We start from the raw sequence: 12,322 nt of genomic DNA, 5'->3' as shown, positions 1-12,322 counted from the left end.
CTTTACCAACAATGAAAAAAGTATTTATTTATGCTATTGCGGTCACTATTTTGGCCGGTTCATGTGTTTCTAAAAAGAAATATGTGGAATTACAGAATGATCTGTTCAAAACAGAAGTTACGCTTGCCGACACCCGAACTGAAAAGGAAAAGCTTGAAGAAGAAAAAAGAGTCCTTGAAGACAAAATGGGTAAAATCGAAGCCAGGGTTGAAGAGTACAATGCCCGTATCAATTCCTTAAGATCCGAAAGCGATGCCAAATTCTCCCTTGAGGGTAAGACGCCAATGTCCAATATTACAAGAGAAAAATTAAAAGCAACCCTCACTCATGTAGATCAAGAATTGTTAGCCCAAGCACAGACTTTGGAAGATTCCATCAATCTCGCTATTGCCCATAACATGAAGAAATCAATTTCAGATGGTTCATTGGAGCAGGAAGATGATATTCAGATTGATATTGACAAGACTGTGGTAATGATCAATGTTTCAGACAGGTTGTTGTTCAACACAGGAAGTTATCAGGTATCCCGTAATGCAGATGGATTATTGAAAAGACTTGCTGAGGTGATCAATTCTGAACCTTCTTTGGAAGTCATGATTGAAGGACATACTGATCCAAGGACAATCCAAACAGTAGATCTTCAGGACAACTGGGATCTGAGTGTAAAAAGAGCAACTTCGATCGTCAGGATTTTGGAGAAGAAATACAATGTAGCTCCAGAGAAACTGATTGCAGCCGGTAGGGCAAGCTACATTCCTCTGGTGGAAAATGACAGCAAAGACAATATGGCCAAAAACAGAAGAACAAGAATCGTTTTGATTCCTGATCTTGACAAATTCTTTGCAATGATAGAATAAAAATAAGAGGGGGAAAGACGCGACGTGCCTGTCCCCCTCTTATTTTTATTCATATACCTATTGGATGTAATTTTTTCAATTACTTGAATTAAAAAAGAAAAAGATCTCTCCTTGTCAGTTCAATGAAAGAAGATACCTTTTTTATATCTGACTTAATTCAACTGGTAAAAAGCCGAATTTTAATTTAGCAATAATTTTAGAGTCTTCTAAAAACTCCCTCTTGCATTTTCAGCCTTGTAAGGTTCAAATGGATAAGTTTTTGGCAGCACTTCCACTCCTGTGGTGAACTTGATAGGCGCTTCTCCTGGATAGGTGATTTCTACAAAGTATCCTGAATAACCTTTTGCAGGTTCTTTCAACTCCACCTCATATTTTCCACTTTCGTTGATTAGAATTTCAGAAGATGTCCATTTAGGTCCTAATATATCGATTCTAAAATCCCTTGATTCCTCATTTGTAGCAGACCATAACTTGATAGAAGCAGGTTTTTGGTTTGGGTCAGTGGTGATTTCTATGCTATTGTCATTGACTGACCAAGTGTATTCCGGTCTTGGAACATCATTCAGGATTGAAGCATAAAAAGCAATCAAATTGGGAAAGGCATCTGACTCACTGAGGTCATGACCATAATTAGGGACATATTGTATATGCTTTTCTCCAACCAGTTCGTCCCAATAAAATTTCCAGCTATCTGGAAGGAAAAACTGATCTCCTGCAGCGTTGATCAATAATTTGGGAATGTCCTTATATTCTTCCAAATAAGAATATGGCTCGGTGATTTCCAAAAGTCTTTCGTATTCTATGGAGCCCATCCAATCCATTATCCCCTCCCGCACATAATCATCCACAGCTGGGGCCCAAAAACCATAATTCCGCCAATGATGCTGAAATGATGGCACAATATTGAGTAAATCAATCACCACAGGAACCATACCCACTACCCTATCATCCACTGCCGCTGTGGTCCAAGTGGTCCAACCTCTTTTTGAGGCACCAGCCACCACGTATTTTTCCAGCGTTTTCCCATGCTTTTCTTCGGAGATTTCAGTCACCACGTCCATTGCCAATTTCACTGCCCGTGTCATGGGCAATCTTGCCAACCAAATGGCATCTTCATCTTTGGCCCCTCCTTCCAAAAACTTTCTCCAGCCATAGGCTATGATGGCATCTTCATAACGCTCGCCAAAAGTATCATTGGCGAATACCAAAGGTTGAAAAGGGACATTGTGGATCTGGGCAACAATGGAATTGGTGCGTAATGCGGCTTCATAGATTATTGGATCCGGTTTTTCAGGAATCTTGGAGTTTTTACTTCCTCCTCCAATCCACATCATACCTGTTTCATGCTGGGTTTCTCTTGGAATCACCATCGAGACATAGTGCCACCATTCGGTTTCATTGACGATATCATTTTTGAGCCAATGCTGAGAATACATTTTTGCCACATGATAGTCGAATCCCTCCCCCTCAAGGGAATGAATTATTTCATACCTAAAAGTAGGGTCTTCAGCATGGACATAGTCTTTGAGGATTGTTGCCGACCTTTCTAAAGTGCTGATCTCCACATCCGCATTCTGTGTCTGACAACTCAAAAATATTGAAATAAAAAAAGCTGGAATTAATCCTTTGAGGATTATTTCATTAAATTTCCTGACCATATATTATTTTGGGTTGAGTTCAATTCAAAAGGTAGTTAAAAAATAAAAAAGGCACAAAAGTGACTTTTTTTTAGTGCCTATATTAGAATTATTTTAGAAATTCAAATTATGCACTGATTATCTTATCGAACATTTTATCTATATCAAATACTTTGTCTATAACAACTTGATATAAATCCTTAAAAGTTTCAAATGCTTCTTTAGATTTCAACTCTTCGGTAGAATACTTAACATAATCTTCTTCCATCCAAACAAGTGGATTTGAAAATTGATCAATTAATAACTCATTTGAAGGAAAAAAATATACTGCATAAACCCCGCTATTATCCCTTTCAATTGCCCATTTAAATTCTCCATCAAATAAAAAGAAATATGCATTTCCATTTGGTTTAACATTAGAAATTTTTTCTTTTTTCTCAATAATTGAGTTCAAAACCTGTATAATTTTCATTTTAACCTCCTTTAGTCTTGATTAAGATCTTTGAACCGATCCAATTCTAAATTTCTCAAACTTTCTCTTAATTCACTAACCAAACTTCTTTTTTTTGGTTCACTTAGATTGAAAGGGAATTCATTAAAATCCTTTATTTTCATGAATTGTTTATCCATCAACCCCCTTAATTTTTCATTCCCTTGAAATTGGCCCTGAATTTCGTGTAAGATTTCAATAATGGCCTGTTTACCTTCATCCGAATTTACATTATAGTCATTTAAACGTTCGATTTTATTTTTCAACTCAGATATTGACAATTGAAATGTATATGAAAGAAGCAAATTGAAAGCAGATTTTATTTTGGATCTATTCTTGAAAAATAAAAATATTGCCAAACCTGATGCAATTATGGTCATCACATTCGAAAAAAAACTAGCAAAATTTACAAAATAATCCATTTAATAATTTTTGAAGCCTTCAGGTTTGATAAAAATAGTAACTCAAGAATATTCAGGACACTCTCTTTTCAAATGCTTTACTAATTTGGAAAAAAAATAGCATAAAGGAAAATCCCTTTATGCCATTTTTAAATCGATTCTTAAAATTCTTTTGTGGTTCAATAATTTCCTATTTCACATACAACTGATTGAACAGCAGCTTAAAGGTATTATGTGCCTGAGCTCTGAATGTAATCTCCGGGCCGAAAGCGTATAATTTTCCTTTTCCGATAGGTGCTTCAAAAGCCACTACTCCATTTCTCAGGTAAGACTCTCCCCATGCCCAACCAGACACCAAGGGTGATTCTGTGCCAAACCAAGCCAATGGTTTGACTCCTTGCATCAATGCATCAGGGGCCAAGTTGAAGACAGGGCTGTTGTTGTACACCATATTAGCTGTACTACCCATTCCCCAGTTTGCTGGATGATTGGCATCCAGACTTGCTTTTAAGATACTTCCGGGTATGTAAAACTTATCACCCGGCAGGTTTCTTTGTTTCCCATCTGCCATTGTTTCCATGAGTGCATTGGTAACGGGCAAACCTAAATCGTAAGCCAAGGAAGTACTGGCACCAACGGCTACCACGCTTCCGCCATCTTCCATAAATTTCCTCAATTCAGGGACAGATTTGTCTTTGGTGAGATTCCCTAGAAGTTTATGGTATTGCGCATCTATGTCCTCTTCTTTCGGTTGACCACCCCAACTTCTGACTGTTCCCGGTGCACCAGGGCCAATAAATAAAATCACATCATATTTTGCTTTCAGATTTCCGGAGTCAATATCTTTAGGGTAAATCACTTGGAATGGGAAGTTGTATTGTTCCAACATCCATCTCACCCAGCCTGATGGCATAGAACCTCCATAGTGGTCAAACAAGGCTACTTTGGCAGGCTTTACAGGAACTGACCCTGAAGGCCTTGAAGCAGAAATCATTTTTACACCATAATCTTTTGCAGCTTTTTCCAAAATGGCTTTTCCTCCGGACACGAAGAAACTTCCCGCAGGTAATCCAGAAACTGTGCTTGTGGTACGGGAAACATTTACCCCTGTTTTCAACAAATCATTGACGACGATGAAGGCATTGTTAGCCCTTGCATCGATCAGAACAGATCCTCCTGGAACTCTTGTTGCCGGGAAATCCAAAACTTCCCCATAAGGTAATGCTTCAAAAGGCCCATCAAATCCATCTAATATCCTATCAAACTCCACACCCATTTGGAAGGCTAATGTCCAACCTGCTGCATCATAAGGACGCTTGGGAGGTCCCCCAGGATATTCAAAATCATTGGGGTGATCCTGTGGTTCAAACATATCCAATAAATGAGGTCTGAATGCTTGTGCAGATTTAAAAACAAGCGAACCCTCAGGATAATTTTTTCCTGAAACTGTAAAGGCCTCTGTAGCACGATGGACCTGAATGCCTGATTTGATCAGGGCATTGGCGAATCTTATGGCAGTGGGAAAATCAGGTTGATCAGAAGAAAGAATAAACCCTCGGGGATCTCTCAAATTCAAATCCTTAAATACTGAATCGAAAAACTGAACAGGTAACCCACTCCTCATGCCATAATAAGCCATTTCAGGATCATCAGTTGATTTCTTGGCTTTGGAATCTTCAAATGCTTGCTGAACGGCTGCGGATCTTTTTGGATATTTGGTCCAATGATCCATATTTCCTCTTTCAATACTGTTTCTACCCATTTTGTAGATATTGTATAATAGCGCATCAGAGTTTCTGCTGGCAAAATCCAAAATCGCGTAATTCATGGATACTGAATAATCGATTGATTTTTTGAAATTCCAGGACTGTGGCTCTATCGGATAAGGAGTGGCATGGGTTGGGATCAATCTTTCTGGCACCAAAGGTATTTCAGAAGGTGTCGGTCCACCCGTGGTCTCGGTCAAGACTCCGATCATGTTATGGAAATAAGGAGTAGTACGAAGTCCTCCGTTCCACCAAGAAGAAAACACAGAACCTCCCAATCGGGTATATCCAGGTTTTCCTTCGATATTCAGCCTGTTGATCATGGCAGCACCTACCCCGTCCAAACTTGTCATGATCAAAGGATCAAAAACATGGTTAAAAGGATCACGGTATGGCGGACCTGCCACAACAGTTCCTGCAGGAGAAGTCTGATGGTGGTTATAAATGATCTGAGGCAACCACTCCACATACTGTTGAAGGGAAGTATTGGTGGTTTCCTTCATGTTATTCATGAAAAAATCCCTGTTATTGTCATGTCCCACATATTTTTGGTACATATAGGGAGATCTCATATTTCTTTTTTCAACATCTTCAGGTCCCATGTACCAATTGGTAATGATCTCATGACCATCAGGATTGGTATGTACCATCAAAATAATCAGGTCATTGAGGATACGCATATTCTCAGGATCATTTCGGGTCACAAGATCATAGTAAGTTGGAATCATCTGATGGGATCCAACAGTTTCAGTAGAATGCAGACCGCCATCAATCCAAACTACTGCTTTCCCTTCTAATGAAAGCATTTTGGCTTCATCTTCAGTGATTTTTGCTCGACCTAGAAGTTGGGAGATTTCTTTGTAACGGTCCAGTTTTTGGTGGTTTTCCGGAGACGTAATGATCATCATCGGCATCTGTCTACCCTCTTCCGTAGGACCGATTTCAATAAATTTTACCCGATCGGATAACTCTGCTACTTTTCTAAAATAGGCATCGGTAGCGGTATATGTGGCCAATTTGTAGTCATCGCCGATCTCAAAACCAAAATGTTCTTTGGGAGTCGGAATCTTTTGTGCAAAAACAAAAGCGCTTGTACAAATTGCCAATACAAGGGATAAGTATATTTTTTTCATCATAAAATATTGATTAGCTTTTTCTAAAAATACATCAGCTATCCTTCCAAAACAAAAGAGGCCTTTTGATCGGAAATAAAAAGGTTTGATTGGTATTTGTTCGGCTTTGGTAATAGTGGAAACTCCTATTGTGGACTATTTTTATGAAGTCATCGCACAATTACTTAATTTAGATATGGATTAAGAAAAAAACAGAATTTCATTTTAAATGTTTCTCCATCAAATCTTCTTTGAAACTAAACACCAAATATCATGTACAAAATAATAATTTTCTTCAACTTGATCATATTCAGCCTGATTGGTTGGAAGGTCATTTCCTCAAATCCCGAGGTAGTTATTGATGACATTACCATTTGCCATACAAATACAGGCCCATCAGAAATGATTGCCTTTTTGGATGATCCCAAATTTGTCGCTTTTCACCCTGCCCCTGTTCCTTTTGATTTCAATCCAATGGGTGAAATGATCTCATTTTCTGCACCGGATGGAAAAGATGCCGAGGGTTATTTCTTAAAAGCCAAAGAACCTTCCGATCACTGGCTTTTTGTTTACCAAGAATGGTGGGGGTTAAATGACAACATCAAAGAAGAATCAGAGAAGTTTTACAATGATCTTGGTGGAAAAGTAAATGTACTGGCATTGGATATGTATGACGGCAATGTAACTGCAAATCCACAGGAGGCCATGGGCTTTATGAGAGGAACAGATGAAAAAAGGCTGGAAAACATCGTTTTAGCTGGAAAAAACTTTGCAGGAAAAGATGCTAAAATCGCCAATGTTGGCTGGTGCTTCGGAGGAGGTTGGTCACTGAAATCCGCCTTGTTATTGGGCAGTCAGAACGTCGGTTCCGTCATTTATTATGGTATGCCCGTTAGAGATGTTGCACAATTGAAAAAACTGAATTCAGATGTTCTGGGCCTATTTGCTACTGAACAAAACATATCCAAGGAAGTAATAGAGGAGTTTGCCACGGCTATGGATAAAGCAGGAAAAGAGCTGGAATATAAGATCTTCCCTGGTGTCCATGGCTTTGCCAACCCTTCCAATCCAAAGCACGACCCTGAATTGACAGAAGAAGCTTATGGAATGGCTTTGGGTTATTTGAAGGGGAGGTTTGGAAATTGAAAACCCAATTATTTATTTCAATTCCAATTGCTCAATTTTGCCGTATTCAATCCCTCTCAGTTCCTCAAATTTTTGCTTGAGTTTTTCGAGTAAATCAGGATTTGATTCAGCAAGATTATTTATTTGTCCAGGATCTTTTTTAATATCATAAAGTTGATATTCACTGTTATTCCCCAATTCAATATTGACAAATGTATTAACAGCCGGCCCGCTATAAGGTGGAATCATCACGTAATCTCCACTTCTAAGTGCTGTTCGGGTGGTGGCTTCAAGGATCAAGTCTTCTCTTCCTTCATCTGATTCCCCCATCAAAACTGCCAACATATCCATACTGTCCTCCGTGTCAATATCACTTCCAACTAACTTGGATAATGAAGTGAGTAAATCCAATTGAGAGACCAAGGCATCCGATATGCCCGGATTGATTTTTCCTTTCCAATAAGTCACAAAGGGCAATCTTGTTCCAGCTTCAAAAAGACTGTACTTCCCTCCTCTTAATGGACCCCAAGGTTTATGATTTCCCAGTTTTTCCACAGCATCATCATAGTAACCATCATTCAATACAGGTCCATTGTCAGATGAAAAAATGACCAGAGTGTTTTCCAACAATCCCTCTTCTTCCAAGGTCTTCATCAATTCGCCAATACTCCAATCTGCCTCCAAAATTACATCCCCCCGAGGCCCCATACCTGAAGTGCCTACAAACCTGTGATGTGGTGTTCTCGGCACATGTGGCTGCTGCATGGCAAAATACAAGAAAAACGGATCTGTCTCATTCTTCCTTCCTCTAACATAATCTTGCGCCTTTTCAAGAAATTCATCTGCCATATCTTCATCAATCCACTTGGCATTTTCTCCACCTTTCATAAATCCGATTCTAGGAATACCATTGACAATACTGTTGTTATGTCCATGGTGCCACATCATTTTGAGAAGTTCAGGGTTGTCTTTACCGGTAGGTTCCCCTTCAAAGTTACTGTCATAATCCACCAGAATAGGATCATCTCCTTCAAGACCCACTACATGACCATCTTCAATGTAAACAGTAGGCACCCTATCTTGTGTCGCTGCCATGATATAAGCATAATCAAACCCAACTTCATTTGGACCAGGCGAAACTCTTTGGTTCCAATCCACATTCCCATCACCCAAACCCAAATGCCATTTACCAACGATACTGGTATGATAGCCCTTGGTCTTCAGCATTTTCGGAATTGTCATCTGATCCACATCTATCAATAGCGGGGCAGTGCCTGCTAAGATTTTGGCATTTTCATTTCTCCAAGGATACACCCCCGTCAGCAATGCGTACCTGCTTGGTGTACAGGTAGCGGATGTAGCATAGGCATTGGTGAATTTCATCCCTCCATTTGCCAATCTGTCCATATTAGGTGTCTGCAATTCGGTAGCACCGTAAGCACTCAATTCACCATATCCCAAATCATCCATATAGATGATGACGATATTGGGACGCTTTGCTTCGGTCTTATTAGAAATTTCATTGCTTTGACAAGCAGTCCATAACAGAATGATGGCCAAACTTGCCAAACAATTAATATATCTTTTGTTTCTCATCATAGTTCAGTATTTAAATGGGTTCATTATTAGCTTTTAAAAATTTTCGTCATTAAACAAGTTACTTCTGTCTTCCGTCTTCGGTCTTCTTTTTATTTATTTTAAGGTTAGGTGATTTAGCATTGTATATTTTTTAAATCATTTTGCAATTCTTCCCACGACTTCTTCCTAAAAGAACGTATAGGAAAGTGATAAATCCAAATTCTCAAGATAGTTTGCGCAATTTATTGATAAGAAGAAAAAATCACTTTAATATTGATTAAATCAAAGACCATTAATGATGACAAAGCCCAAAATATACAGTTCCTTGATTCTTGCCATCATGCTATATTGTATAAACTCCATTGGATATACTCAGCAGGGGGAAAAGCCAAATGTATTATTCATTCTAGTTGATGATTATGGTTGGAAAGATGTCGGCGCTTATGGAAGTGAATTTTACGAAACTCCGAACATTGACCGATTGGCCAAAAACGGGATAAAATTCACTAATGCTTATACAGCATCTCCTGTATGTTCTCCAACCCGGGCAAGTATCATGACGGGGAAATATCCATCCAAAACCTATTATACAGATTGGTTTGGCGCTCCGCAGCCCTGGAATTATCAAAACCATTGGACAAAAAACAAACCCTTGATCCCAGCCGAGTACAGTCCTAATATGGCTTTAGAGGAGTATACCCTCGGAGAGGCATTTCAAGATGCCGGTTACAAAACCTTCTTTGCCGGCAAGTGGCATTTGGGGGAAACTGAAGAATACTGGCCCGAACATCAGGGATTTGATATCAATATCGGTGGAACCAACAGAGGAGGCCCATATGGTGGAAATAGATACTTTTCACCCTATGACAACCCTAGAATGGAAAATGGTCCGGAGGGGGAATACCTACCTTTAAGATTGGCGCAGGAAACCGCTTTTTTTATCGATAGCCATAAAAAAGATCCGTTTTTCGCTTATCTATCTTTTTATTCGGTACATACTCCATTGATGACGACGGAAGAACTCGAACTGAAATACCTTAGGAAGCGGTCCAAATTAAACCTGACGGACGAGTTCAATCCTGAATATGCAAACAAGAACAGAACCACACAAGCCCATGCTGTCTATGCCGGTATGGTAGAAGCCATGGATACCGCAGTAGGGATAGTGTTGGAAAGTCTGGAAAAGAATAATTTATTGGAAAATACCATTATTGTTTTCTTCTCAGACAATGGTGGTCTTTCTACTGCAGAAGGAAGTCCAACATCTAACCTTCCACTCAGAGCCGGTAAGGGTTGGTTGTATGAAGGAGGAATCAGAGTTCCAATGATCATTTCCTGGAAAGATCATACCCTTGCTGGGATTGAAAACGATACGCCCGTCATCAGTATAGATTTTTACCCGACATTAGTTGAATTGGCAGGATTGAAAGAAAGCTTTATAGGAAACGGGGAAATGGATGGTGTGAGTTTATCCCCTCTACTTCATAACCCATCCGGATCAATATCGAGAGAGGCACTTTACTGGCACTATCCGCACTATGGCAATCAGGGCGGAAATCCTGGTTCGGTGATTCAGGAGGATGGCTGGAAGTTGATCTATTTTTATGAAGACGATAGGATCGAACTATATAATCTTAATAATGATCTTGGAGAAAGAAACGACCTTTCTGCAAAAGAGAATAAAAAATCAACTTACCTTAAAAACAAACTGATGGATTGGCTTCAGAATACCAAAGCCAGACTACCGGAAAGGAGGATAGAACAATGAATAAATTCTCAACAACTCTTATAAAAATGTTGCTGACCAAGCTTCCGTTCGATTTCTTTCGCGGTTTTGGTAATGGATAACCCACCCAAATTTGTACATCTAAGAGTATTGGGGATACTTTTACCAACTTCGTACATGGTCTCGATCACTTCATCCAATGGAATAAGATGGTCATAATCAGCCAATGCCATATTACTACATGAAAGTGCATTGGAAGCAGCCATTACATTTTTATTGAGGCATGGGGCCTCTACCCTGTTTCCTATTGGATCACATATCATTCCAAGGGAACTTTGCAGTGCCATGGATGCGGCGCAAATACTTTGATTTACATTACCTCCTGCCAAATACACGATTGCTGCAGCAGCCATGGTGGAACCAGAACCGCATTCAGCCTGACATCCGCCAACTTCCGCGGCAAATGTGGAATGAGCAGCAATAAAAACACCTATCAAGCCTGCAATGAGCAATGCCTTTACCGTCTCTTCATCTGATAAGCCCAAAGAATCCGCAACACCTAAAACTGCCCCCGGCATTGCACCGCAAGAGCCCGCGGTAGGTGCTGCCACTATCACGCCCATGGAACTTTTTACTTCCATGATTGCGGAGACATACATAATGATTCTATTGAGGACATCACCATCTACCAACTTTCTGTCTTCCATCATGGATTTAAATTTCACCGATTGTGGACCCAAAATCCTGTCCTCGAATTTGGTACCTTTCAACCCTGTTTCTACAGCATTCTTCAGTATTTTCCGGATGTCATTCATCTTGTCAAGGACTTCTTCCTCCGAAATATTCCCCCGCTCGCTTTCATATTTTGCAGCCAATTGCCAAAGACTTAAATTTCTATCCTTATTGTAGGCCAACATTTCATCACAAGTAATGAATGGGACATTTTGTTTCTTTCCGGAAAGGATCGGTAAAACAGGTCTGATTTTTTTGATATGGCTGACCTCTTCCATTGCCAATAGCTCATCCAAAAAAGTTTTATCCAGAAATTCCCTTGACTTAATCTCAATAAAATCATGATCACCTGAATGTAAATTTATACTATCAAAAGTTCCGTTTTCACCAAGATATTGCTGAATTCTTTGTGGTTCTGTAGTATAAATCAAAGTCAGGAAACTATCCCCCTGCAAGGAAACCTCCGCTCCATCAATTTCTATCACCTCAATCATCCCTCCACCCGTGGAAATGGCTATTAAGCTTCTCGTTTCCCAAGGGTTTGAAAGGGAAATTTTATACGTGTTGGGGTGATCCGCTTTAATATCTTTGATATTGATCTTTACCTTTATTCCAGCTGCCCCAATGTGTTGTTCGGCATTGACCAATCTTTCATCATAAGCCTCCCAACCCAAAAACCCACCAAATAATCCCATATCTGAGCCTTGTTCTTTGTGGGTGGTGGCCAAGGAACCATTAGGATCAAAGTCAATTTCAATTTCAGAAATTCTTCCGTTCATCAAATCATGACATATTCTGCCTATCCTTAAGGAAGCTGCACAATGTGAACTTGAGGGACCTCTCATTACCGGTCCTACTACATCATTGAAAATACTTGGAAAGTTCATAGGATTGATAT

General features: G+C 39.6%; 9 protein-coding genes. 3 read left to right on the top strand and 6 right to left on the bottom strand.

The genetic code is table 11. The annotated features are described in order from the left end of the window. The first annotated feature begins 11 nt into the window (after positions 1-11). Positions 12-857 carry an OmpA/MotB family protein gene (locus HMJ38_RS14495; protein ID WP_194975130.1) on the top strand — a complete coding sequence of 282 codons (846 nt, stop codon included), beginning with the start codon at positions 12-14 and terminating at the stop codon, positions 855-857. A 206-nt stretch (positions 858-1,063) separates the two neighbouring features. Here HMJ38_RS14495 and HMJ38_RS14490 read toward each other — a convergent pair whose 3' ends face one another. From HMJ38_RS14490 to HMJ38_RS14475, 4 genes are all read right to left on the bottom strand, one after another. After that, positions 1,064-2,515 carry a PhoPQ-activated pathogenicity-related family protein gene (locus HMJ38_RS14490; protein WP_194975129.1) on the bottom strand — a complete coding sequence of 484 codons (1,452 nt, stop codon included), beginning with the start codon at positions 2,513-2,515 and terminating at the stop codon, positions 1,064-1,066. A gap of 106 nt (positions 2,516-2,621) precedes the next feature. Then, the gene (locus tag HMJ38_RS14485; protein WP_194975128.1) at positions 2,622-2,966 is read right to left on the bottom strand and encodes a hypothetical protein; all 345 of its coding nucleotides are present in this window, start codon (positions 2,964-2,966) and stop codon (positions 2,622-2,624) included. Between the two features lie 11 nt (positions 2,967-2,977). Then, positions 2,978-3,406 (bottom strand): hypothetical protein, encoded by a 429-nt coding sequence (locus HMJ38_RS14480; protein ID WP_194975127.1) that lies wholly within the window; start codon positions 3,404-3,406, stop codon positions 2,978-2,980. 169 nt (positions 3,407-3,575) lie between these two features. Beyond that, a complete protein-coding gene (locus HMJ38_RS14475) occupies positions 3,576-6,287 on the bottom strand; it encodes a M14 family metallopeptidase (protein WP_194975126.1) in 2,712 nt (903 codons plus the stop codon). A gap of 249 nt (positions 6,288-6,536) precedes the next feature. Between HMJ38_RS14475 and HMJ38_RS14470 the strand changes: the two genes are divergently transcribed. Next, complete coding sequence (locus tag HMJ38_RS14470; protein WP_194975125.1) at positions 6,537-7,409, top strand: dienelactone hydrolase family protein; 873 nt, start codon at positions 6,537-6,539, stop codon at positions 7,407-7,409. A gap of 12 nt (positions 7,410-7,421) precedes the next feature. Here HMJ38_RS14470 and HMJ38_RS14465 read toward each other — a convergent pair whose 3' ends face one another. Next, positions 7,422-8,984, bottom strand: a complete 1,563-nt coding sequence (locus HMJ38_RS14465) for a sulfatase family protein (protein ID WP_194975169.1) — start codon at positions 8,982-8,984, stop codon at positions 7,422-7,424. 277 nt (positions 8,985-9,261) lie between these two features. Between HMJ38_RS14465 and HMJ38_RS14460 the strand changes: the two genes are divergently transcribed. Beyond that, positions 9,262-10,734: a sulfatase gene (locus HMJ38_RS14460; protein ID WP_228780063.1), complete on the top strand. Its 1,473-nt coding sequence runs from the start codon at positions 9,262-9,264 to the stop codon at positions 10,732-10,734. Positions 10,735-10,742: 8 nt separating this feature from the next. Here HMJ38_RS14460 and HMJ38_RS14455 read toward each other — a convergent pair whose 3' ends face one another. Then, positions 10,743-12,311: an L-serine ammonia-lyase, iron-sulfur-dependent, subunit alpha gene (locus HMJ38_RS14455; protein WP_194975124.1), complete on the bottom strand. Its 1,569-nt coding sequence runs from the start codon at positions 12,309-12,311 to the stop codon at positions 10,743-10,745. Positions 12,312-12,322: the final 11 nt, after the last annotated feature.

It is taken from the genome of Aquiflexum lacus, assembly GCF_015476655.1.
In the GTDB taxonomy this organism is placed as follows: domain Bacteria; phylum Bacteroidota; class Bacteroidia; order Cytophagales; family Cyclobacteriaceae; genus Aquiflexum; species Aquiflexum lacus.
This window is presented reverse-complemented; position numbering and strand designations above follow the sequence as displayed.

Bases quoted from the DNA above. Each gene is read 5' to 3' on its own strand.
- HMJ38_RS14490 (WP_194975129.1), bottom strand. From the start codon at position 2,515: ATGGTCAGGAAATTTAATGAAATAATCCTCAAAGGATTAATTCCAGCT.
- HMJ38_RS14495 (WP_194975130.1), top strand. From the start codon at position 12: ATGAAAAAAGTATTTATTTATGCTATTGCGGTCACTATTTTGGCCGGT.
- HMJ38_RS14480 (WP_194975127.1), bottom strand. From the start codon at position 3,406: ATGGATTATTTTGTAAATTTTGCTAGTTTTTTTTCGAATGTGATGACC.
- HMJ38_RS14470 (WP_194975125.1), top strand. From the start codon at position 6,537: ATGTACAAAATAATAATTTTCTTCAACTTGATCATATTCAGCCTGATT.
- HMJ38_RS14460 (WP_228780063.1), top strand. From the start codon at position 9,262: ATGATGACAAAGCCCAAAATATACAGTTCCTTGATTCTTGCCATCATG.
- HMJ38_RS14475 (WP_194975126.1), bottom strand. From the start codon at position 6,287: ATGATGAAAAAAATATACTTATCCCTTGTATTGGCAATTTGTACAAGC.
- HMJ38_RS14465 (WP_194975169.1), bottom strand. From the start codon at position 8,984: ATGAGAAACAAAAGATATATTAATTGTTTGGCAAGTTTGGCCATCATT.
- HMJ38_RS14485 (WP_194975128.1), bottom strand. From the start codon at position 2,966: ATGAAAATTATACAGGTTTTGAACTCAATTATTGAGAAAAAAGAAAAA.
- HMJ38_RS14455 (WP_194975124.1), bottom strand. From the start codon at position 12,311: ATGAACTTTCCAAGTATTTTCAATGATGTAGTAGGACCGGTAATGAGA.